Consider the following 22,881-nt stretch of genomic DNA (forward strand, 5'->3'; position numbering starts at 1 on the left):
GCCAGTTAAAATAAGCGGGTTTTGATCTATCTTGGAAATTTGCAGTGCTTCTAAACTATAACCCACCACTCGACCCGTATATCGAGATCTTATATCAGGATGATCACATGTTAGTGATCAACAAACCAAGTGGCTTGTTAACGGTACCTGGCAAAGATCCTAAACATGCGGACAGTGCAATTAACCGCATCAATCGAGTTTATCCTTCAGCCAAAATAGTGCACCGATTAGACATGGCAACATCAGGGGTTTTATGTTTGGCAATGCACAAAGAAGCCCACCGCTTTTTGAGTATTCAATTCCAAGATAGACTCACCAAAAAGCGGTATGTGGCACGAGTGCATGGCAAATTGACGCAATCACACGGCTCTGTTGATTTGCCCTTAATCTGCGATTGGCCAAACCGACCTAAACAAAAAGTCTGCCATGAATCTGGTAAACCTTCTCTCACCCATTATGAAGTGATAGAGCATGAAGCACAGGCCACACGAGTATCTTTGACACCCATCACAGGCCGCTCGCATCAACTACGCGTGCATATGCAATCACTGGGGCATGTTATCCTAGGTGACAGACTCTATGCTCAAGGTGAAGCATTGGCCGCAGCGAGCAGATTACAACTACACGCGCAAATGCTGCAGATCTGCCACCCAATCAGTGGTGAGATGATGCACTTTGAAGCACCAGATCCGTTTTAAACCTGGTGCTTAAACGCGCTTTATTGATTAAAGAGATCGAGTGCACTTGCAGTCATTGCACGTACACCTGTTCTGATCGCTAGTGGATAATCAGGTGCAAACTTACTTGAATGTAACGATGGCAATGGCTCACCTGTTTGTTGTGCGCGCTGATATTCTTCAGGGTTAACACCACCTAGCCAAAAAATCGTGATGGGAATATTATCTTCGGTGCGCCCATATAAGCCAAAATCTTCTCCTGCCATAACAGGGTCTGATTTAAGCACTTGTGCTTCACCGAGCTCATTGCGAATGCTGTCAGTCACACGATTGGCAAGTGCCGGCTCATTATAGGTGGATGGAATACTCTCTTCTTCATGCACATAAACCACTGGCGCAAGTGCTTCTGGCAGCCCCGCGCTCAGAGCTATGCCCTTGGTAAGCCGTTCCAGCGCCGCAATTTGTTGATCTCGCACTTCTCGGTCGTATGATCGCAGTGTAAGTTGTAGCTTAACTTCATTCGAAATAATATTGTGTTTAGATCCACCATGAATAGATCCAACAGTGATCACTGAGGGCTTTAATGGAGAGATCTCTCGACTTGTAATGGTCTGGATCCCAAGCACAATACGCGATGCCAGCACGACAGGATCTATGGTGGTATGAGGATAAGCGCCATGGCCACCCTGCCCTTTGACAATAATGTCTACAGAATCGACATTAGCCAGTGCATAGCCTGGGGAGATAGCAACTTTACCAGCAGGTAGTGCAGCGCTCACATGTAACCCAAGCACATGGTCCGGCTTGGCAAACTGGCTAAATAAGCCCTCTTTCAACATTGCTTTTGCACCAGCTCCAACCTCTTCCGCAGGCTGTGCCACCATCATTAATGTCCCTTGCCATTTGTCTCTGTTAGCTACCAGTTGCTCTGCCGCGCCAATAAAACTCGTCATATGAATGTCATGACCACAGCCGTGCATAACACCAACGGTATTATTGTTAGCATCTTTAACTCTTACCTTAGAAGCATATGGTTTGCCTGTTTGTTCAATGATCGGTAAACCATCAGTGTCTGCACGGATCATCACCGTAGGTCCTTCACCATTCTTGAGCAAACCAACAACACCATATCCCCCCACTCTTTCAGTTACCTTAAAACCCAATTGTTTGAGCTCAGCAGCAAGGCGAGCACCTGTTTTTTTCTCTTGAAGTGAGAGTTCAGGATTTTGATGCAAGTGTAAATAGAGTGCTTCTAGCTCTGGCAATGCACGTGTAACCTGTTGATCTAAATTGCTAGCTGTTGCGGCGCTAGCACTGGACAGTAACGCAATAGACGCGATCAGTGTTTTCATAAATTTATTATTATTGAATTTGGAATGTCACACCAGATTGCAAACAAAAGCGCACAATTGCAACTACTTTATGAACAACCTATCAGTTTGAGTAAAACTCACTGCGTATAGACGGTTTTGATCTACCATTTTGCTAAGCCTTTGCTAAGCTTAAATTCTCTACAGGGGGATTTTGTTACTGTGAAAACAATAAATATCAAAGATTTAGAACCGGGTATGTTTGTTGTGGGCGTGATTAAACAAGCAGGCCACGTAAGAGTAAAAAATCAAGGTTGGGTAAGAGATCAAAAAGGGATCAAGAACCTGATCCAATCAGGTGTTCTTGAAGTCGAGATTGACCCTGACAAAACACTAAATCAAACCGAAGAAGAACATAATGTCTCTGAAGAATGCTTAGAGCCGCCGCAAATTGATCCTTGGCACAAATCGGTCCCAGTAGAAGCCGAACTTGGGCAAGCAGTAAAAATGTATGAGCAAGCCAAGCAACTGCAAGAGAAGGCCTTTACTGATATTCGAGATGGGCGCAAAATTGATGTCACCGAGTTTAAAGAAACCGCTTCAGGCTTTATAGACTCTGTATTTCGCAATCAAGATGCACTGGCCTGTATCGCTCGGATCCGAGACAAAGATGGCTACCTTTTGGAGCACTCTTTAAACGTTTCGATTTTAATGAGTATTTTTGCCAAACACCTTGGCTTTGACAGGGCACTTATTGAAGAGTTGGCCACTGGGGCACTGCTTCATGACATAGGTAAAATTAAAATTCCCGATGAAATCTTACAAAAACCAGAAAAGCTCAGTGAAAACGAATTTGCCATCATGCGCGAACATGCAAAATATAGTCATGACATCGTAAAAGAAGCCGGACTGGGTACAATCGCATCTGAAATTGCGGGCTTTCATCACGAACGACTGAACGGCACAGGTTACCCGTTTGCCAAACAAGGCGATGAATTATCACAATTTGTACGCATGATATCGATCGTTGACGTCTATGACGCATTAACCGCTGAAAGGGTCTATAAAGTCGGTATGACACCTATTCAAGCTTTTAAAAAACTCAAAGCTGGTTGCCCCAATGAATTTGATGAAGAGTTGCTTAATCAATTTATACACTGCATTGGTATGTACCCTGTTGGGACCTTAGTAAAGCTTAAGAGCCATCGTGTGGGGATTGTTGCAGCTAGCAATCCAGACTCACCTTTGCAGCCAGTAGTGAAGGTTTTTTACAATGCTAAAAATATGTTTCATGTCGAAGTCAGAGATATCGATCTCAGTGACAAACGAATTGATGATGAATTAGAAGCGGCGGTAAAACCAGAGGAGTTTGGACTAGATCTGATCAAATTCTTCCGTCATTCGATGCTGCCATAACTGATTAATTGGCTACGGCAGCACCTCAGGCAAGGATTAAGGTATCCAGTCTTGCATTGCACTCAAGGTAAATTCGATACCATCAAAATCAAACAGTGCTTGTTCAGGTGTGATTTCAACGATGGTCAATGCGCCTAGATTATCCCCTTCGTATAATTCGCGATTATTAATTTTGATCCACCGCTTTTCTGGTTCAGTGGCGTAAATATGTGCCTGATATCGCAAAGACGGGATGCTATTTTGCAAACGCGGTGGTAACAACTCTACGGGCGTTGCATTTGCAGTTATACGGCTGCTAGAGACGACATCACCATCAGCACCAATACGCTCCTCTTGGTAATTAGTTTCAGCAACGGCCTGCGCAAACGCTTGCTTCAGCTCATCAGAAACACCATCAAGCTCATCTTCCTGCTGTTTTTCAACCGAAGTATTATTCTGTCCAGCACTGTTATAAGGCGCACCGACCACACGGTATTGCCCCATATTTTGATTGCTCGGTATTGCCATAGGTTGCTGCGCATAACCCATATTTGGCTGAGCAAACTGCTGATTAGGAACGAGCTGCTGCATTTGTGGAGTTTGTCCCTGGATTGGCACATTAATTATTTGTCCCTGACTATTCACAGGCACTAATTGCTGCGAGTATACAGCATTGCCACTTGCATCAAAGCCCACTTGCACGGACATCCATTGATAATTAATTTGGTTGTTAATCGCTGCATTATATTGTGGCTGCACCTGGACTGGTACTTGCGCCACAACTTGACCTGGTTGCAGTATGGTTTGCGCAGGTGCGGGGGCAACAGCAGCGACTTGTGTTGTCGCTGGCGCAACAGTAGGTGCCGTTGCTGGTTTATCTTCCTCGGGCGATTTCTGTGCAGCTTCTTCGGTTTTGACGCTTGGAGTTGAGGCTACTTTGAGAGATGCGTCTACTTGAGGCTCTGATTGAACTGATTGCCCTACAAAGTAACCAGCCCCCAAAGCACAAACCGTCAGTAGGCCGCCCCCCAAACCCATACTTAAACGTTTATAAAACGCAACTTGTGCACTTTGTCGTGCCTGTACATAATCTTGTTCAGACTTTGACTGTTGTTGTGATTGTTTTAATGCATTGACAAGGTAAGACATAGCACACCATTAAAATAAAAATGAAAGACCAAAGCCACAGGCAAACATAGCCGCGACCCAGCCGGAAACCAAAGCAGGCACATTGAGAGATTTCTTCTGTTGCTCTGGTATTAGGTTTAGCGGCAGAGCTTCTTTCGCAGCTTCTTGCGCAATTTGTTTGCTTACTTCTTGCTGCTGAGACGAATAAGCCCCTAATAGGCAACGATCAGCCAGTAAGTTTATCAGCCTTGGGATCCCAGCCGTGACCTGATGAATATATTGGATAGACTGATCGCTAAATAAGTTCGCATCACAACCAGCTTTATTAAGCCTGTGCTTAATGTACGAGAATACCTGTGATTCGGTTAAGGGTAACAAATGATATCGTGCAGTGATCCTTTGTGCTAACTGACGTAACTCATTACGTTGTAGTAACTGCTGTAACTCGGGTTGCCCGACTAAAACAATTTGCAGTAATTTTTTATGATCTGTTTCTAAGTTGGTTAGCAGACGCAACTGTTCGAGTACTTCAGCAGCTAAATGCTGCGCTTCATCAATGATCAACATGGTGTGTCCACCATGTTCATGATTTTCCAGTAATCTCGCCTTAATGACGTCAGTTAGGGATTTTAATGACGCTTCTTTAGCATCATACTCGATATCTAGCTCATCGCAGATACTCGCTAACAACTCCATTTCAGACAACGCAGGGTTTAACACAAACGCGACCTGAGTAGACTCAGGCAATTGCGCTAACATACTGCGGGTGACTGTGGTTTTCCCCGTCCCCACTTCCCCTGTTAACAATACAAAACCGCCAGCGTCACCGAGTCCATAAGTTAAATGTGCCAACGCTTCTTTGTGGCGATCACTTAAAAACAGAAACTCAGGATTTGGCGCGATTGAAAACGGTTTCTCCGTTAAACCAAAGTAGCGTAAATACACGATATGTCTCTTTATTGTTAGAATGCTGCCTATAATGGCAAAAAATCACTTTAAGTTAAAACACTGTTTGCTTAATCGCCCCTGAATTTTTCATGAATTTAGGAACAAACATTTTAAACTCAAGACGATAGTGTCATAGTTAATGATTAACCAAGAAGTATGTAGGATGGCTATGAAGGTGTATTTGGTAGGTGGTGCGGTCAGAGATAAGTTGCTTGGCCGGCCTATTTTAGAGCGGGATTATGTGGTGGTCGGCGCCACAATTAGAGATATGTTGAAACTTGGCTATCAACAAGTCGGTAAAGACTTCCCTGTTTTCTTACATCCAAAAAGTAAAGATGAGCATGCACTTGCCAGAACTGAAAGAAAACAGGGGCAAGGCTATACTGGGTTTATCTGCGACTTTGCACCAACCATTACTCTAGAAGATGATCTGATCCGGCGCGATCTGACAGTCAATGCGATCGCAGAAGATGATCAGGGTAACTTGATCGACCCCTATCAAGGTAAAGTAGATCTCGACAATAAGATCTTACGTCATGTCAGTGATGCCTTCAGCGAAGATCCACTTAGGATCTTGCGTGTCGCGAGATTCGCCGCTCGTTATAACTACTTGGGCTTTACTATTGCCGATGAAACTGTCTTGTTGATGAAAGATATGGTTGCTCAAGGAGAGCTAAAAACTCTCACCAAAGAACGCGTATGGATGGAAATCGAGAAGTCTCTCAAAGATGGCGCTATTCATATCTTTACCTATGTCTTGTCTGATCTTAACGCGCTGCCTTATGTAACACCTTGGCAGACAAAGTGGGATCAAGGTACGTCAAATACCATAGCTGATCAGATTTCTCGGTTAGATCAAAGCAATGAGACTTATCTCAGATCTGCTTTTAGCTTGTGGCAATATCGCGCCGATATAAGTACATACAATCTAGAACAAGATCATAAGATCCCAAAAGCATTTGCTGAAGCCTTGCGAGATTTACAAACAAATTTACCACTTCTTCAATCTCATACTTGGCAAGCTGATACACTGATGCAGATATTTAACCAGTTGGATGCTTGGCGTCGCCCAGAGCGCCTCAGTCTATTTATCAACAGCATCCGTGTAATCGATGCTGCCTGTGCCAGAAGAGGCTCTGAATTGAGCAAAGCGTATAAAGCCGCTTGCAACGTGAAAGCTCAGGAAGTGATTGCACTCGGCGCGAAAGGAGCAGAGATAAAAACAGAAATGGATAAGCTGAAATTAAAACGCATTCAGAGTCTATTAGACCTCAAGTAAACTTACTACTGGGGAGTGCAATCATACAGTCTGCACTCTCACTTCCACCATAGCGCGACCAGACCTCCATCCAATTGTACAAAAAACAACTAAATTTTTAATCTTGTAGAATGTCATAAAATTTAACTTGATCACAAAAAAAACAAGCATATATAGTACCTATAACATATATAACAATTTATACACAAAAGGTCTATTGACCAAAATCTACTATTAAAAACATGAAAAGGAATTGCAATGCATAAAAAGCATCAGCTTGCCGCTGCCATTACTGGTATTCTATTTTCCACATTGTCTAGCACATCTGTATTGGCACAGGTGACTCACCCTAAAATGGTGACTGCACCAGCTTCTAGCACAGTCGTTAAAGACAGCTATATTGTCGTGTTTGAAACACCAAATACCATTGCAGCTGACACCCTAACAGCAAGAGCTGATTTCAATAGGGTTCAAAGTCAAAACTTGGTGAATCAACACAACATCAAACTAGAAAAAACTTACTCTGCAACCCTTAATGGCGCGTTAGTAACGGCATCAAAATCTCAGCTTTCTGCATTACTTTCAGATCCGAATGTAGCCTTCATTGAGCCAAACCGTGTCATCACCTTAGATGCAACAGTCAGTGCAAAACAAACAAATGCAACATGGGGTCTAGACAGAATCGACCAACGTGCCCTGCCACTTGATTCTAACTATGTTTATAACTTCACAGGTTCAAATGTGACTGCTTATGTTTTAGACACTGGTATTCAAGTTGACCATACCGAATTCAATGGCCGTGCAGCCAGCGGTTTCGACTTTGTCGATAATGATAATAACGCTGATGATTGTCATGGCCACGGAACACACGTTGCGGGTACTATTGGTGGCGAAACCTACGGTGTTGCTAAGAATGTTGACTTGGTCGGCGTACGAGTATTTAACTGCCAAGGAAGTAGTTCATTAGCCACTATCATTGATGGTGTTGAATGGGTTACAGCAAATGCGACGTTGCCAGCTGTTGCTAATATGAGTTTCCGTACACCTGTCAGTGCTGCGCTAAATAATGCGGTTCAAGCAAGCATTAACCGCGGGATCTCAATGGTCGCAGCTGCGGGTAACGACAATGGCAATGCATGTAACATCTCTCCAGCAAGTGCGCCAAACGCAATCACAGTAGCAGCATCAACGAATACAGATCAGCGCGCTAGCTTCTCAAATTTTGGTAATTGTGTCGATATTTTTGCACCAGGGCAAAGCATCACTTCTGCTTGGATAAACAACGGTGTAAGTACTATCAGTGGTACGTCTATGGCTGCGCCACACGTTGCCGGTGTTGCAGCACTTCATCTACAGCAGTCGCCTAACCTGACACCAGCACAAGTCACTGCGAGAATATTAGGTGATTCGACTACCAACGAGATTGGCGATCCACAAGGCTCACCTAACCGCTTGCTATATTCTATCCATGAAACTCAACAGCCACCGTATAGCCAATGGGTAGGCGCATATGGATATACAGCTGGAGGCTGGCGAGTAGAAAACCACCCGCGCATGATGGCTGACGTAAATGGCGATGGTAAAAAAGATGTCGTTGGCTTTGCCAATGCAGGTGTTTACGTGTCACTTTCAAATGGCGCATCGTTCTCTTCTCCACGTAAGTGGGTAGGTTCATTTGGATACACAGCTGGTGGTTGGAGAGTTGAGAACCACCCACGTATGATGGCAGATGTGAACGGCGATGGCCGTGATGACGTTGTAGGCTTTGCAAATGCTGGTGTGTATGTATCACTGTCAACTGGTTCAAGCTTTACTGCACAACAAAAATGGATTGGCAGCTTTGGCTATAGTGCCGGCGGATGGCGCACCAATCAGCATCCTCGTATGATGGCTGATGTAAATGGCGATGGCAAACAGGACGTTGTTGGCTTTGCTAACGCAGGGGTTTATGTTGCACTTTCGACAGGAACAAGTTTTGCTCCAATGCGCCAGTGGGTTGGTAGCTATGGCTATACAGCTGGTGGTTGGCGTGTAGAGAACCACCCTCGCATGATGGCTGACGTGAATGGCGATGGCAAACAAGACGTTGTCGGCTTTGCAAACGCAGGCGTCTATGTATCTCTTTCTAATGGTTCATCGTTTAGCTCACCTCAAAAATGGATAAGTAACTTTGGCTATAGTGCAGGCGGCTGGCGCGTTCAAAACCACCCTCGCTTTATGGCTGACGTAAATGGTGATGGCCGTGATGACGTGGTAGGGTTTGCTAATGCCGGTGTGTATGTTGCACTTTCTACAGGCACAGGGTTTAGCGCGATGCGCCAATGGGTAAATAACTATGGTTATACAGCTGGTGGCTGGCGCGTTGAAAACCACCCTCGATACCTAGCTGACGTAAATGGCGATGGCAAGAAGGATGTGGTTGGTTTTGCAAATGCAGGTGTATACATTTCAACATCGAATGGCAGTAGCTTCTCAGCGCCTAAACGCGTCGTAGATAACTTTGGTTATAGTGCTGGCGGATGGCGAGTGCAACAGCATCCACGTATGATGGCAGACGTAAATGGTGATGGCACAGAAGATGTCGTTGGCTTTGCGAACGCTGGTGTTTACGTTGCACCAATGAAGTAATAAAAATATTTTGGGCTTACTGATATCAATAAACCCGGCTATAGCCGGGTTTTTTAATCGCGATTCGCGAAAATCAAAAAGAAGTTAGATTACTTCTTCTTAACTGCTTTTTTGTTTGGAAGGTCAGTGATTGAACCTTCGAAAATTTCAGCAGCTAGACCGATTGACTCGTTCAGTGTTGGGTGAGCGTGGATAGTAAGTGCCACGTCTTCTGCGTCTGCACCCATTTCTACCGCTAGGCCGATTTCACCAAGCATTTCGCCTGCGTTGATACCAACCATTGCACCACCGATAACACGGCCTGACTCTTTATCAAAGATAAGCTTAGTTTGACCTTCAGTACGTGCAGAAGCGATTGCACGGCCAGATGCTGCCCACGGGAATACCGCAGTTTCAATCTTAAGACCTTGCTCTTTCGCTTCCTTCTCAGTTACACCAACCCATGCAATTTCTGGATCTGTGTAAGCGATTGAAGGGATACACTTAGGATCGAAGTAGTGCTTCTTACCAGAGATAACTTCCGCAGCAACGTGTGCTTCGTGTACCGCTTTGTGTGCAAGCATAGGCTGACCAACAATGTCACCAATCGCGAAGATGTGGTCAACGTTCGTTTTCATTTGCTTGTCGGTGTTGATGAAGCCACGCTCGTCAACAGCAACGCCTGCTTTGTCAGCGTCAAGTAGTTTACCGTTTGGTGTACGACCAACCGCAACCAATACTTTGTCATAACGTACTTGGCCTTCAGGTGCTTGCTTACCTTCGAATGAAACGTAGATACCGTCTTCTTTCGCTTCAACAGCAACAACTTTCGTAGAAAGCATCACGTTGAACTTGTTCTTAACATACTTCTGGTAAACCTTGATGATGTCTTTGTCAGCAGCAGGTACTAATTGATCAGCAAATTCAACAACGTCGATTTCTGAACCTAGCGCACGGTAAACAGTACCCATCTCAAGACCGATGATACCACCACCTAGTACAAGTAGTTTGCCAGGTACGTCTTTAAGCTCAAGTGCACCAGTTGAATCAATGATACGCTCATCTTGTGGGATGAATGGAAGGCTTACTGGCTGTGAACCTGCTGCGATGATTGCGTTATCAAACGTCACTGTCTTAGTGCCGTCAGCCCCTTCAACAGCGATGGTGTTAGAACCTGTGAATTTACCGTAACCGTTAACTACGTTAACTTTACGCATTTTAGACATACCAGCTAGGCCGCCAGTAAGTTGACCGATTACAGACTCTTTCCAAGTACGGATTTTGTCTAAATCGATTTGTGGAGCACCGAAAGTTACACCGTGAGAAGCCATTTCAGCTGCATCATCGATTACCTTAGCCACGTGAAGTAGTGCTTTAGAAGGAATACAACCTACGTTCAAGCAAACACCACCTAGGGTATCGCGAGATTCAATCAATGTAACATCTAAACCTAGGTCTGCTGCACGGAATGCTGCAGAGTAACCACCAGGACCACCGCCTAGTACAACAACTTGAGTTTTGATTTCGTTGCTCATGTTATTACCTTAACTATTATTCGAACGGGACTCTACTCAACTGAGTATCCGCACCCAATTTGCCTGCCAGTCGCCAAATTAGGACAAAACCAACAGAGAGAGTTTTTTGTGCGCGAAAGTGTATCATTCGCACTCACTAATGTCCCGTCCAAATATCAGACAGGACACTAAAAATACAACAAAACCGCACAACCTATGTTGGGCGGTTTTGGTTCACCTTACATTACTAGCTGACGAATATCGCTCAGGTAGTTTGCAAGAGTCACAGTAAAGCGTGCTGCAAGCGCCCCGTCAATTACACGGTGGTCGTATGAACAGCTTAGCGGCACCATTAAGCGCGGCTCAAACTCTTTACCATTCCATTTCGGCTTCATCTCAGACTTAGATACACCTAAGATAGCCACTTCTGGTGCATTCACGATTGGTGTGAATGATGTACCACCGATGCCACCAAGGCTTGAGATTGTGAAACAACCGCCTTGCATGTCAGCTGCTGTCAGCTTGCCGTCACGTGCTTTCTTAGAGACTTCCATCAGCTCACGAGAAAGCTCAATGATGCCTTTTTTGTTTACATCTTTGAATACAGGAACAACCAAGCCGTTTGGCGTATCAACCGCCACACCGATGTTCACGTATTTCTTCAGAGTTAGGCTCTCGCCGTCTTCAGAAAGAGAAGAGTTAAATGTTGGGAACTCTTCAAGTGCTTTTGCAGCCGCTTTCATCACGAAGACTAATGGTGTGATCTTCACGCCCATCTTCTTCTTCTCAGCTAGAACATTTTGCTCCTTACGGAATGCTTCTAGCGTTGTGATATCTGCTTCATCAAACTGTGTAACGTGTGGGATTTGTACCCAGTTACGGTGTAGGTTTGCACCAGAGATCTTTTGAATACGAGATAGTTTCTTCTCTTCAACTTCACCAAACTTGCTAAAGTCTACTTTCGGCCAAGGAATTAGACCAAGCTCGCCACCACCGGTGTTACCACCTTTAGATAGCTGACCTGATTCAACTTGCTTCACTAGCTCTTTCACATAGTTCTGAACGTCTTCTTTAACAACACGGTTCTTACGACCGGTTGCTTTAACACGCGCTAGGTTTACACCAAACTCACGAGCTAGACGACGCACAACTGGTGATGCGTGTGCATACTGATCGTTCGCAACAAAGTCATCTTTTTGTGCTGATGCAGGAGCTGGAGCTGCTGCCGGAGCAGGTTTTGCAGCCGGAGCTGGTGCTGCTGTTGGTGCCGGTGCAGCAGCAGGTGCTGCAACTGGCGCACTGCCTGCCGTTTCAAATACGAAGATTAAAGAACCAGTCGATACTTTATCGCCAGCGTTTACTTTGATCTCTTTTACAGTACCTGCAAATGGTGCCGGTACTTCCATAGAAGCCTTATCGCCTTCTACAGTAATAAGAGACTGCTCTTCTTCGATTGAATCACCAACAGATACCATGATTTCAGTCACTTCAACTTCATCACCACCGATATCTGGTACGTGTACTTCTTTCGCTTCTGCTACCGCTGCAGGTGCCGCCGTAGGCGCAGGTGCCGCTTCAACAGATGCAGCTGCTGGCGCACTGCCCGCAACTTCAAATACGAATACCAAAGAGCCAGTTGACACTTTACCGCCAACTTCAACTTTGATTTCTTTCACAGTACCTGCAAATGGTGCTGGTACTTCCATAGAAGCCTTATCGCCTTCTACGTTTAAGATAGACTGGTCAGCTTCAACAGCTTCGCCTACTGCAACCATGATTTCAGTGACTTCTACTTCGTCGCCACCGATATCTGGTACGTGTACTTCTTTAAGCTCAGCAGCAGCTGGCGCCGCAGGTGCTGGCGCTGCAACAGGAGCCGCAGGCGCTTGTGCCGCAGCCGGTGCTTCTGCACCCGCTGCGTCAAAAATCATAATCAAAGAGCCCGTTGAAACTTTGTCACCTTCAACCACTTTGATTTCTTTTACAGTACCCGCAGCCGCTGCTGGTACTTCCATAGAAGCCTTATCGCCTTCAACTGTGATCAATGACTGATCCACTTCAACCGTGTCACCTACGCTTACTAGGAGCTCGGTTACTTCAACCTCATCGGCACCAATATCTGGAACATGAATTTCAATTGACATGTTTTTGCCTCTTATGCGTAAAGTGGGTTAGCTTTTGTTGTGTCGATATCAAATTTCTTGATAGCGTCAGCAACAACTGATTTTTCAACCTTGCCCTGTTGAGCAAGTTCGTTAAGTGCAGCAACAACCACATAACCTGCGTTCACTTCGAAGTGACGACGTAGGTTTTCACGGCTGTCTGAACGACCGTAACCGTCAGTACCTAATACTTTGTATGAGCTGCTTGGCATGAATGCACGTACTTGGTCTGCATAGTTCTTCATGTAGTCAGTTGCAGCAATCGCTGGAGACTCACCTAATACAGTTGAAATATAAGGTACTTTCGCATCTGCTTCAGGGTTAAGCATGTTGAAACGCTCAACGTCTTGACCGTCACGAGCTAGTTCATTGAATGACGTTACAGAGAATACGTCTGAACCAATGCCGTACTCTTCGCTTAGGATTGCACCTGCTTTACGTACTTCGTTCAAGATAGTGCCTGAACCCATAAGCTGTACGTGTGCTTTCTCACCCGCGTTCGACTCCAACTTATAGATACCTTTACGGATACCTTCTTCAGCACCTTCCGGCATTGCTGGCTGGTGATAGTTTTCATTCATCAACGTTAGGTAGTAGAACACATTTTCTTGCTCTGGACCGTACATACGACGAATACCATCTTGCAAGATAACCGCAACTTCAAATACGAACGTTGGGTCGTAAGAAATACAGTTAGGAATAGTACCCGCTTGAATGTGTGAATGACCGTCTTCGTGCTGTAGACCTTCACCGTTAAGCGTTGTACGACCAGCTGTAGCACCCAATAAGAAACCACGTGCTTGTTGGTCACCCGCCATCCACGCCATGTCGCCAACACGTTGGAAACCGAACATAGAGTAGTAGATGTAGAATGGGATCATCGGTAGGTCGTTAGTGCTGTATGATGTTGCAGCAGCAACCCATGAAGACATTGCACCTAGTTCATTGATACCCTCTTGCAGTACCTGACCTGATGTTGCTTCTTTGTAGTAAGAAACGATGTCGCGGTCTTGCGGTGTGTAATTCTGACCGTGTGGATTGTAAATACCGATTTGACGGAATAGACCTTCCATACCGAAAGTACGCGCTTCATCCGCAATGATAGGTACGATGTTTTTGCCAACACCCTTGTCTTTCAACAAGATGTTTAGCGCACGTACATAACCCATTGTGGTTGAAATATCACGCTTTTGCTCTTCAAGTAGCGGCTTGAACTGCTCCAGTTTTGGTAACTCAAGTGCTTGTGTGAAGTTAGGTAAGCGCTGCGGCGTATAACCGTGTAGTGCTTTACGGCGCGAGTGTAAGTATTCGTACTCAGCAGAACCTTCTTTAAGCGTAAGGTATGGTAAGTTTGCAATTTCTTCGTCAGAAACCAGATCTTCAAGACCTAGGCGTGAGCGCAAGTGCTCAACGCTAGACATGTCCATTTTCTTAACTTGGTGTGCAATGTTCTTACCTTCAGCTGCTTCACCCATGCCATAACCTTTTACAGTCTTAGCTAGGATTACAGTTGGACGACCTTTCTCATCTTGAGCCGCTTTAAATGCTGCAAATAGTTTCGAAGGTTCATGACCACCACGCTTAAGTGCGAAGATTTCTTCATCCGTCATATCAGCAACTAATGCTGCTGTCTCTGGGTAACGACCGAAGAAGTGCTCTCGTACGTATGCACCGTCTTTTGATTTGTATGTCTGGTAGTCACCGTCGATTGTTTCGTTCATCAGCTGTAAAAGCTTACCAGTTGTGTCTTTAGCAAGTAGCTTGTCCCAACCAGAACCCCAAACAACTTTGATCACGTTCCAACCTGCACCTTTGAATAGACCTTCAAGCTCTTGAATGATCTTACCGTTACCCATTACTGGGCCGTCAAGACGCTGCAGGTTACAGTTAATTAGGTAGCATAGGTTATCTAGCTTTTCACGCGCAGCGAAAGAAATAGCACCACGTGATTCTGGCTCATCCATCTCGCCATCACCTAGAAACGCATATACGCGCTGCTCGTTAGTCTCTTTTAGGCCACGGCCTTCTAGGTACTTAAGGAAACGTGCTTGATAAATTGATGCAATCGGACCAAGACCCATAGATACAGTCGGGAATTGCCAGAACTCAGGCATCAATTTAGGGTGAGGATATGAAGAAATACCTTTACCATCTACTTCTTGACGGAAGTTATCTAGCTGCTCTTCAGTTAAACGACCTTCAAGGAACGCACGTGCGTAAATACCAGGTGAAATATGACCTTGGTAATAAACTAAATCACCACCGTCTTTCTCATTTGGAGCTCGGAAGAAGTGGTTGAAACACATTTCATAAAATGCTGCTGAAGACTGGTAAGACGCCATGTGGCCGCCTAACTCTAGGTCTTTTTTAGACGCACGAAGTACGATCATGATCGCATTCCAACGTACGATAGAGCGGATACGACGTTCAATTGTAGTATCACCAGGGTAAGCTGGTTCTTGGTCAGCCGGAATGGTATTTACATAATTTGTAGTAATACCAGTAGGCATATCCACACCATCTAGGCGGGCTTGCTCTAGCACTTGCTCAAGTAAGAATTGCGCACGTTCTACGCCTTCTTCTTTTACAACTGACTCAAGCGCTTGTAACCACTCTTGGGTTTCTAACGCGTCAACGTCAAACTTATTGACTTCAGACATATGGAGTGTTCCTTATGTTTTAAATGCAAATTTATTCAATGCGTCAATGACGCAATCAAGCTTAATTGCTCGATTTTGCTTAAAAGACCGAATTTACCTAACTTATTGCTGTTTAGTACGACGTAGACTGCGCTCAATTCGAGAGCGCTCTCTGCCCGCTTCTAATAATGCTTCTTCAATAAAGGCAAGGTGAGCGTTACTCGCAAGCCTTGCCTTTTCTGGATTACCTTGAATAACAGCATCCATCAATACCGCTCGATGCTGCGCAAGTTGTTCACTCACGTCTGACTTTTGCACCAAAACGGTTAAGTTCTGTAATACATTTTGCTCAAGTAACGTTTGCATCCCTCTCACTAAATGCAGTAACACCACATTATGTGACGCTTCTGCTACAGTGAAATGAAATGCATTGATTGCTTTGGCTTTTAGGGCTAAGTCGTCTCCCACCTCGGCAATGTTGTCGTAGCTTTGTTTTACTTTATCCATATCATTATCGGTACCTCGCAAAGCTGCGTAATAAGCAGCGATACCTTCAAGCGCATGACGGAATTCAAGTAAGTCAAACTGAGACTCAGGGTGTTTACTGATCAAATCAAACAGTGGATCAGTTAAACCTTCTTCTAGCTGATTTTTAACGTACGTGCCGCCACCTTGGCGACGCGTCACTAACCCTTTGGCTTCGAGTTTTTGAATCGCCTCTCTTAACGAAGGGCGGGATACTTCAAACTGCTTAGCAAGCTCTCTTTCTGGGGGAAGCTTTTCCCCTGGAAGCAATGATCCTTCTAAAATCATGTTTTCCAATTGCTCTAAAATCACATCCGAGAGTTTCGCAGCTTTAATCTTCAAAGACATTGATAACACGCCAGTTTGGGTTATATCCACCAACTAAGAATGAAGTTCCTACGTTAAACCGTAAGCCTTTAAAACTTAGCAATATTTACTTAATCATTTAGTATATTGTGACCAGGTAGGTAAATTGGTCATACCAAATTTGGACAATAAGTTATCAAAATCAAGCTCGGCTGTCAAAATTACACCTTTTCATCGCTTTTAATATCCTTTTTTTGACATCCATTCAGATTAAACTTTATACAATTAAAAATGATTGCAAAGAAAAATAAAAATGGTCAGACCAGATGAGTTGGGAAACTAGGTAGTACAAAAAATAGCATGGGACACATGGGCAATGAATTGCTCTTAATACTGCAATATACAGTCATTTTGAAACTCAGATAAAAGCGGCGAGGTAATCAATGACAAACTTGCGGTCAAACAGGGTTGGGTGAGCGATAAGTCTCACCCTAATTTTTATTCACAGGCAGGTTGCTCAACCAGCACTTGCGACGCGATTTGACTCAGTACACCTTGTTGCTGTGCACTTAACGCAGTATCGGGGATAATCGAAATTGGACCTGTATCCACCTTCTCGCCTGTAATAATCTCGCTAAATACTAGACTACTCAGTAATAAACCTGAAGGAGCTGCATGATTGCCATCAGATGTATGAAAAGATACATTTTGCATTTGTTCCATCGCGGCATTCCAAGCCCCCCCTACAGGCGCCACACAAGCAGCCTGCAGTGATGCAATTTGGCGATGGATACCCATCACATACGCCGCTTCTTCAGACCGCCCTTTTTGCGGGTGCTCTGGAAACAAAATAGGCGTAATATCTAACTCTTTTGCTAAAGCAATCCATTGCTGGGTTTCCTTTGTGGAATATAGCACAGCACCCGATTGCGAGTATTTTTGCCCTTGTATAATCAAATGACTCCATTGTCCGTCATTTAATTTTGCGCGCACAGTGGCGTTCTTATATAAGTCATCCGTAAATCCAAAGCCCAACGTTTCAACATTCACTGATTTTTCTGCAGCGTAATGCTGCAACGTTTTCTTCAAATACGGCGCCAAGCCAGCAGCATGGCTATTACCTATTAGGGCCACTGAATATATTGGAGCGCTCTGGTTATCGGGAATGGTTTTGTTTGTGGTTAAATTAACTTGCTTCTGTGGGGTGTCGTTGATGTTCACATCATCATTGGAACCACCACAGCCAACTAGAAGCACTGCCAAGGTAACTGAAATACTTTGCTTAATCATGATAGTTCATCCGTTTACAAATCAGTCTATGTCTATAAATTGCACAATAAATGAGTAACGTCAATTGCCACTTAGCTCATTTTGTCGGGTGAAAGCACACATCGCACACGGTCACCCCAATAATTTTCTATTTATTGCAGGGCTCAGTTTTGGGCACTGTCAAAAAGTACATAACCTGCAACAATGAGCCATGACATATTGCTACATCTGCTTGCTCAACGACTTTGGGTTTACCATGTACTGCTATCCCCAAATCAGCCGCTGACATCATCACCAGATCATTTGCTCCATCTCCCATTGCCAAGCTTTGCGCTGGCGCGATGTTATATTCTGCTTGCAGCTCTTTTAAAACTTGTGCTTTTTTATGTGCATCAACCACTTCACCGAGCACTTTACCTGTTAATTGCTGATCCGCTATTTCTAATGTGTTGGCAAATACATGATCCAGCCCAAGTCGTTTTTGCAATGCTTCGGCAAACCAAGTAAAGCCCCCAGAGGCAATCGCCAGTTTCCACCCTCTGGCCTTCAACACTTCACACAGTTGTGCCACGCCAAGCATCAAAGGGAGATCAGCTTTGAGAGGCTCTATCAAGCTCAACTCGATACCTTTTAATTTAGCGACGCGTTGATATAAACTTTCACTGAATGCCAATTGTCCCGCCATCGCCTGAGCAGTTACAGAAGCAACTTCTTCATACACATCTGCAAGACGAGCAATTTCATCAATGCATTCTATTTCAATAACCGTCGAGTCCATATCCATGACCAATAGACCCGGCAATTCTAGCTGAGGTAGCACTTTTAATACTGCACCTTCAAAGCCGAGTCTTTGTGCAGCATCTCGCACAGTCGCTTTTATATCAACTAATGTAGAGACTTCTATGGCAACACCGACAGGTAAAGTCTTGTGTGCCTGATAACAACAAACCTGATGATATAAAATTGACGTGTCTAGTGAAGCGATAAAATCTACAACTTGCTTACCATTTAACCCTTTGCCAAATAGGACAATATACTGCCGCGAAACCTGCTCAGCGATCGCGGCCTTCGGCTGAGAGGCATTTTCAAATGGATACCACTTTGCTAAGGTAAGTTGATTTTCAATAGGACGGACATCAAGCTGATTGATATCAATAACATTTTGCATTAGCATGGAGCACTCCTGGAAACGGTAGAGCACCTTTGTATCATCTAATGCCAACAATGTCAGCCAGCAACTTTTAACTATGAAAAATACACAAGCCAGTGAATTCCTAAATTCATCTAAGAGTAAGCGCATGTTGCGCTTACTGGTTGCAGCCAGTTGCTTGTTAGCCTTGGTATGGATAGCCAGCAACACCAGCTTTCGCTCACATCAATTGCTACATACCAATGCCAATCATGCTGCACAGAGTTTGATCAAACAGTTCGCTTTGAATGCTGCAGAGCCACTGTCCCGCTCAGATACACCGAGGCTCAGGGCTTTAAGCAATCATTTAGCAAGCGACCCTTATGTGCTCTCTGTCGCTGTGTATAACCAACAAGGACATTTTGTGATGGGTAATGATGGCCTCACAGCTCCGCCTAACTTTGCAGGGCTGCCAGATGGCCTTGCAGGGATCAACCCCAGTAAAGATGCCATTGTCAGTACCATTGAAAATGATGAACAAACTCTTGGCTTTGTCAGTATCGAGTACCTGACGGATGCTGCCATGAGTGAAAGTCACCGCCACTTTCATCAACTTGGTCGCGTTGTCTTACTAATGCTCATCATTGTGGGGATTTTTACTTGGCAAATTGGGCGCGCGCTGACGCGCAGAGATGTAAAAAATCAGATTGAAAAAAGCGCGCAAGAAGAAGAGTAAAGCTGCTCAGCAATCATTTGCTTGGGCTCACTCCGCAACTGGCAGAAGTGTTCAAACACCTGATGTAAGCGTTTTGGCAAATTTGGCTGACCCTGAAAACCATTCAATGGCATTGATGGGGCATCGGTTTCCAAAACGAAGCTAGACAATGGTAAGGCTTTCACCACTGCATGTGTTTTTTGCGCTCTTGGGTAGGTGATCGTGCCTCCTATCCCCAGTTTAAACCCTCGCTCTATATAATATTGTGCTTGCTGAATAGAGCCAGAGAAAGCATGGATCACGCCACCAAACTGAGGTTTCACTGATTTAAAAGCTTGGGCGATTAAGTGGTGGCTTTGCCTGTGATGAACTATCAATGGCAAAGCCAAAGTATTAGCCAGCTTAATGTGTTCTAAAAACAGCTTTTGCTGTAGTGCTAAATGGTCGCACTGAGCGTCAATACCACACTCTCCTACCGCACTGAGATGACCTCGATGTTGTTGTGCTCGTATCCATAGCTCCTCCATGTCACCTTCACTGCCTAAATCAAGAAAGTATGGATGTAAGCCGAAACCAATACGACACTCAGGGACGCGCCGCTTAAAATCCAGCAGCGCTTTGCTTTGTGTGAGCGTGATCCCAGGCACCACGAACTGAGTGATACCATACCTCGCGGCTTCTCGTATATGCTCATCTAAGTTGTCACTCAACTGGTCAAAATCAAGATGACAGTGAGTATCCACCAGGCGCATCATTAGGGATTTAGTCGCTCGACTGCCCAGCTATTATCATCTTGCTTAATATACATAAAGCGGTCATGCAGTCGGTGTTCCCCACCTTGCCAAAATTCAATCTTATGAGGAACAACACAGTACCCCCCCCAAAAGTCAGGCAGAGGAATATCCCCTTTTGCAAACTTACTTTTCATACTTTGGAAAGTTTGCATCAATGCTTGGCGTGAAGATACTGGACGAGACTGCTGAGAAGCCCAAGCTGCCAGTTGGCTTTCTTTGGGTCTGGACAAAAAGTACTTTGCCACAGCCGCTGTACTCAAGGGTTGAGCTTCGCCATACACGATCACTTGACGCTCAATTGCATGCCACGGAAAATGCAGCGAAATTTTATTATTTGCACTGAGGTCTTGCGCTTTTTTTGAGCCAGTATTGGTGAAAAATACAAAGCCATTATCATCAAGCTGTTTCAGTAAAACAATACGCTGTGACGGCTGTCCTTCATCATCAACTGTCGCGACTACCATCGCAGTTGGATCAGCACTAAATTTAGCTTCAACCGCTTGTGCTAACCATTTCTCAAACTGAGCAATGGGATTTTCATCAAGCATTTCTCTGCTTAATCCGCCTTGTATATACTCTCTGCGAATATCTTCTAATTTCATTTAAGCGACTCCTAGCAATTCCTAACTCAATTACCTGACACACTCTATCAGGTCGCCATTCAATAATAAAAAACCGCCATGAACTGGCGGCTTTTTGTAATATTAAGCATGCAAAGCAAATGTTACATTTGCTCCATTACCTCAATACCCAACAGGTCTAAACCAGATTGAAGCGTTTTCGCCACTAGGTTACACAGTACTAGACGGCTTTCACGTGTTTGCTCACTAACATCGTCTTTCAAGATTGGACACGCTTCGTAGAAAGACATGTACAAACTTGCAAGCTCATACAAATATCCACACAATACGTGTGGTGTCGCTTCGCTGATCATTAGATCTAAGATTTCTTCTAACTGCAACAACTTAAGTGCCAGTGCTTTTTCTTGTGAAGCTGCAATCTCAATCTTACCAGCCAACTCATTGCTATTGACGTTTGCCTTGCGGAAAATACTTCTCACACGTGTGTATGCATACTGAAGGTACGGTGCTGTTGCGCCTTCAAAGCTCAACATCGTATCCCAGTTAAATATATAATCGCTGGTACGGTGTTTAGATAGATCAGCGTATTTGACCGCACCAATACCAACTTTGCGTGCAATTTCAGTACGCGCTTCTTCTGAGAGCTCAGAAGCACGATCTGCCAACTTATCAGCTGCTCGGCTTACCGCTTCATCAAGTAAATCGGCTAGTTTAACTGTGCCGCCCGTACGCGTCTTAAATGGCTTACCATCGTCACCCATCATGGTACCGAACAGGCTTGGTTCATAGCTTGTTTTATCTTTCAAAAGACCCGCTTTACGCGCTGTGATTTCTACTTGATTAAAATGGAGGCCTTGTCTTGCATCCACAAAAATTAAAATACGATCCACATCCAGTTCATTTGAACGGTAATCACACGCTGCTAAATCCGTTGTCGCGTATAAGAAACCACCACCAGATTTTTGCACGATAAACACCGAAGGTTCACCATCTTTGTTTGCAAGTTCATCAAGGAACACAACTTGAGCGCCCTGATCTTCTACTGCAATGCCTTTTTCTTTTAGTAGCTCAATGACACCATTTAGACGCGCGTTATATGCACTTTCTGCTTTGATGTCGTCACGGCCTAATGTCACGTTTAGCTTTTTGTATACTTCTTCCGAGTGCTTAACAGATGTGTCGATGAACAACTGCCATAATTTCTCACAGTGCGCGTCGCCACCTTGTAATTTAACTACATAGTCACGTGCTTTGTCCGCAAAACCTTCTTCGTCGTCGAAACGCTTCTTCGCATCACGATAGAAGCTCTCTAGATCTGCAAGCGCTACCTTCTCAAGATCGATACCTTTTTCTAGCAGATCTTCAAGGTGCGCAATCAACATTCCGAACTGCGTGCCCCAATCACCCATGTGGTTTTGACGAATTACCTGATCGCCACGAAACTCTAATGCACGTACAACAGCATCTCCAATGATAGTTGAACGAAGGTGACCAACGTGCATCTCTTTTGCTAGGTTTGGAGAAGAGTAATCCACCACCACTTTGTGCGGTTGTGCATGCTCTGCGACACCCAGTTTGCTGTCTTGGTTTGCCGCTTCTAAGCTACTCGCTAAGAACTCAGGCTTTAAGTGAATATTGATGAAACCTGGGCCTGCAATCTCAACTTTGTCTGCCAGTTCTTCAACCGCCAAATTGTCGATGATTTTTTGGGCAACTTCACGTGGGTTTGTTTTTAGTGCTTTTGCTGCGCCCATCGCTCCGTTAATTTGGTAATCACCAAACTGTGGACGTGTACTTTGCGTTACAGCCGGGTTTGTTCCTTCAGGGATGCCAGCAGCAAGCATTGCTGCATTGGCTTTTTCGATTAATAGAGTTTTGAGGTTCATTTTTTATCCTGTGACCCTTGCCAGCCATAAAACTAGCA

At 44.6% G+C, this 22,881-nt stretch carries 17 protein-coding genes; 5 read left to right on the plus strand and 12 right to left on the minus strand.

Annotated features, from left to right (window positions below):
• Positions 1-44: 44 nt before the first annotated feature.
• Positions 45-698: a bifunctional tRNA pseudouridine(32) synthase/23S rRNA pseudouridine(746) synthase RluA gene (gene rluA / locus N475_RS09860; protein WP_063355711.1), complete on the plus strand. Its 654-nt coding sequence runs from the start codon at positions 45-47 to the stop codon at positions 696-698.
• 20 nt (positions 699-718) lie between these two features.
• Here the strand turns inward: rluA and N475_RS09865 are convergent, their stop codons facing one another.
• Positions 719-2,029 carry an amidohydrolase gene (locus N475_RS09865; protein ID WP_063355712.1) on the minus strand — a complete coding sequence of 437 codons (1,311 nt, stop codon included), beginning with the start codon at positions 2,027-2,029 and terminating at the stop codon, positions 719-721.
• A 180-nt stretch (positions 2,030-2,209) separates the two neighbouring features.
• On the opposite strand from N475_RS09865, the gene N475_RS09870 reads away from it, so the two are divergent.
• Positions 2,210-3,403, plus strand: a complete 1,194-nt coding sequence (locus tag N475_RS09870; RefSeq protein WP_081215832.1) for a cyclic di-GMP phosphodiesterase — start codon at positions 2,210-2,212, stop codon at positions 3,401-3,403.
• A 36-nt stretch (positions 3,404-3,439) separates the two neighbouring features.
• Here the strand turns inward: N475_RS09870 and N475_RS09875 are convergent, their stop codons facing one another.
• Both N475_RS09875 and N475_RS09880 read right to left on the minus strand, forming a co-directional pair.
• On the minus strand, positions 3,440-4,531 hold the full coding sequence (locus N475_RS09875; RefSeq protein ID WP_063355714.1) for a general secretion pathway protein GspB: 1,092 nt from the start codon (positions 4,529-4,531) through the stop codon (positions 3,440-3,442).
• A 9-nt stretch (positions 4,532-4,540) separates the two neighbouring features.
• A complete protein-coding gene (locus tag N475_RS09880) occupies positions 4,541-5,455 on the minus strand; it encodes an ExeA family protein (RefSeq protein ID WP_063355715.1) in 915 nt (304 codons plus the stop codon).
• A 172-nt stretch (positions 5,456-5,627) separates the two neighbouring features.
• Between N475_RS09880 and N475_RS09885 the strand changes: the two genes are divergently transcribed.
• Together N475_RS09885 and N475_RS09890 are read left to right on the plus strand one after the other, a co-directional pair.
• Positions 5,628-6,737: a tRNA nucleotidyltransferase/poly(A) polymerase-related protein gene (locus N475_RS09885; RefSeq protein WP_063365179.1), complete on the plus strand. Its 1,110-nt coding sequence runs from the start codon at positions 5,628-5,630 to the stop codon at positions 6,735-6,737.
• 237 nt (positions 6,738-6,974) lie between these two features.
• Positions 6,975-9,344: a S8 family serine peptidase gene (locus N475_RS09890; protein WP_063355717.1), complete on the plus strand. Its 2,370-nt coding sequence runs from the start codon at positions 6,975-6,977 to the stop codon at positions 9,342-9,344.
• Between the two features lie 89 nt (positions 9,345-9,433).
• Here N475_RS09890 and lpdA read toward each other — a convergent pair whose 3' ends face one another.
• From lpdA to serB, 6 genes are all read right to left on the minus strand, one after another.
• A complete protein-coding gene (gene lpdA, locus N475_RS09895; protein WP_063355718.1) occupies positions 9,434-10,858 on the minus strand; it encodes a dihydrolipoyl dehydrogenase in 1,425 nt (474 codons plus the stop codon).
• A 218-nt stretch (positions 10,859-11,076) separates the two neighbouring features.
• Complete coding sequence (aceF, locus tag N475_RS09900) at positions 11,077-12,981, minus strand: pyruvate dehydrogenase complex dihydrolipoyllysine-residue acetyltransferase (RefSeq protein ID WP_063365180.1); 1,905 nt, start codon at positions 12,979-12,981, stop codon at positions 11,077-11,079.
• An 11-nt stretch (positions 12,982-12,992) separates the two neighbouring features.
• On the minus strand, positions 12,993-15,659 hold the full coding sequence (gene aceE / locus N475_RS09905) for a pyruvate dehydrogenase (acetyl-transferring), homodimeric type (protein WP_063355720.1): 2,667 nt from the start codon (positions 15,657-15,659) through the stop codon (positions 12,993-12,995).
• A 102-nt stretch (positions 15,660-15,761) separates the two neighbouring features.
• A complete protein-coding gene (gene pdhR, locus N475_RS09910) occupies positions 15,762-16,511 on the minus strand; it encodes a pyruvate dehydrogenase complex transcriptional repressor PdhR (RefSeq protein ID WP_063355754.1) in 750 nt (249 codons plus the stop codon).
• A 456-nt stretch (positions 16,512-16,967) separates the two neighbouring features.
• Entirely contained in the window at positions 16,968-17,759 is a 792-nt protein-coding gene (locus N475_RS09915; RefSeq protein WP_081215833.1) for a hypothetical protein, read from the minus strand.
• A gap of 127 nt (positions 17,760-17,886) precedes the next feature.
• Entirely contained in the window at positions 17,887-18,912 is a 1,026-nt protein-coding gene (gene serB, locus N475_RS09920) for a phosphoserine phosphatase SerB (protein WP_155732564.1), read from the minus strand.
• Positions 18,913-18,985: 73 nt separating this feature from the next.
• Here serB and N475_RS09925 point away from each other — a divergent pair, with 73 nt between their 5' ends.
• Positions 18,986-19,603, plus strand: coding sequence for an AhpA/YtjB family protein (locus N475_RS09925; protein ID WP_063365181.1), 618 nt, complete (start codon positions 18,986-18,988; stop codon positions 19,601-19,603).
• Here N475_RS09925 and N475_RS09930 read toward each other — a convergent pair.
• The 3 genes from N475_RS09930 to argS form a co-directional block, all read right to left on the minus strand.
• On the minus strand, positions 19,570-20,334 hold the full coding sequence (locus tag N475_RS09930) for a TatD family hydrolase (RefSeq protein ID WP_063355757.1): 765 nt from the start codon (positions 20,332-20,334) through the stop codon (positions 19,570-19,572). The genes N475_RS09925 and N475_RS09930 overlap by 34 nt on opposite strands.
• 2 nt (positions 20,335-20,336) lie before the next feature.
• Positions 20,337-20,978, minus strand: coding sequence for a pyridoxamine 5'-phosphate oxidase (gene pdxH / locus N475_RS09935; protein ID WP_063355722.1), 642 nt, complete (start codon positions 20,976-20,978; stop codon positions 20,337-20,339).
• Positions 20,979-21,100: 122 nt separating this feature from the next.
• Positions 21,101-22,843, minus strand: coding sequence for an arginine--tRNA ligase (argS, locus tag N475_RS09940; RefSeq protein ID WP_063355723.1), 1,743 nt, complete (start codon positions 22,841-22,843; stop codon positions 21,101-21,103).
• Positions 22,844-22,881: the final 38 nt, after the last annotated feature.

Origin of the sequence: Pseudoalteromonas luteoviolacea DSM 6061 (genome assembly GCF_001625655.1) — a bacterium.
GTDB lineage: Bacteria > Pseudomonadota > Gammaproteobacteria > Enterobacterales > Alteromonadaceae > Pseudoalteromonas > Pseudoalteromonas luteoviolacea.

What these genes read in the sequence shown, in the direction of transcription:
- N475_RS09865 (WP_063355712.1), bottom strand. Translation starts at nt 2,029, where the DNA reads ATGAAAACACTGATCGCGTCTATTGCGTTACTGTCCAGTGCTAGCGCC.
- N475_RS09875 (WP_063355714.1), bottom strand. Translation starts at nt 4,531, where the DNA reads ATGTCTTACCTTGTCAATGCATTAAAACAATCACAACAACAGTCAAAG.
- N475_RS09885 (WP_063365179.1), top strand. Translation starts at nt 5,628, where the DNA reads ATGAAGGTGTATTTGGTAGGTGGTGCGGTCAGAGATAAGTTGCTTGGC.
- N475_RS09890 (WP_063355717.1), top strand. Translation starts at nt 6,975, where the DNA reads ATGCATAAAAAGCATCAGCTTGCCGCTGCCATTACTGGTATTCTATTT.
- lpdA (WP_063355718.1), bottom strand. Translation starts at nt 10,858, where the DNA reads ATGAGCAACGAAATCAAAACTCAAGTTGTTGTACTAGGCGGTGGTCCT.
- aceF (WP_063365180.1), bottom strand. Translation starts at nt 12,981, where the DNA reads ATGTCAATTGAAATTCATGTTCCAGATATTGGTGCCGATGAGGTTGAA.
- aceE (WP_063355720.1), bottom strand. Translation starts at nt 15,659, where the DNA reads ATGTCTGAAGTCAATAAGTTTGACGTTGACGCGTTAGAAACCCAAGAG.
- pdhR (WP_063355754.1), bottom strand. Translation starts at nt 16,511, where the DNA reads ATGTCTTTGAAGATTAAAGCTGCGAAACTCTCGGATGTGATTTTAGAG.
- N475_RS09915 (WP_081215833.1), bottom strand. Translation starts at nt 17,759, where the DNA reads ATGATTAAGCAAAGTATTTCAGTTACCTTGGCAGTGCTTCTAGTTGGC.
- serB (WP_155732564.1), bottom strand. Translation starts at nt 18,912, where the DNA reads ATGCTAATGCAAAATGTTATTGATATCAATCAGCTTGATGTCCGTCCT.
- N475_RS09925 (WP_063365181.1), top strand. Translation starts at nt 18,986, where the DNA reads ATGAAAAATACACAAGCCAGTGAATTCCTAAATTCATCTAAGAGTAAG.
- N475_RS09930 (WP_063355757.1), bottom strand. Translation starts at nt 20,334, where the DNA reads ATGCGCCTGGTGGATACTCACTGTCATCTTGATTTTGACCAGTTGAGT.
- pdxH (WP_063355722.1), bottom strand. Translation starts at nt 20,978, where the DNA reads ATGAAATTAGAAGATATTCGCAGAGAGTATATACAAGGCGGATTAAGC.
- argS (WP_063355723.1), bottom strand. Translation starts at nt 22,843, where the DNA reads ATGAACCTCAAAACTCTATTAATCGAAAAAGCCAATGCAGCAATGCTT.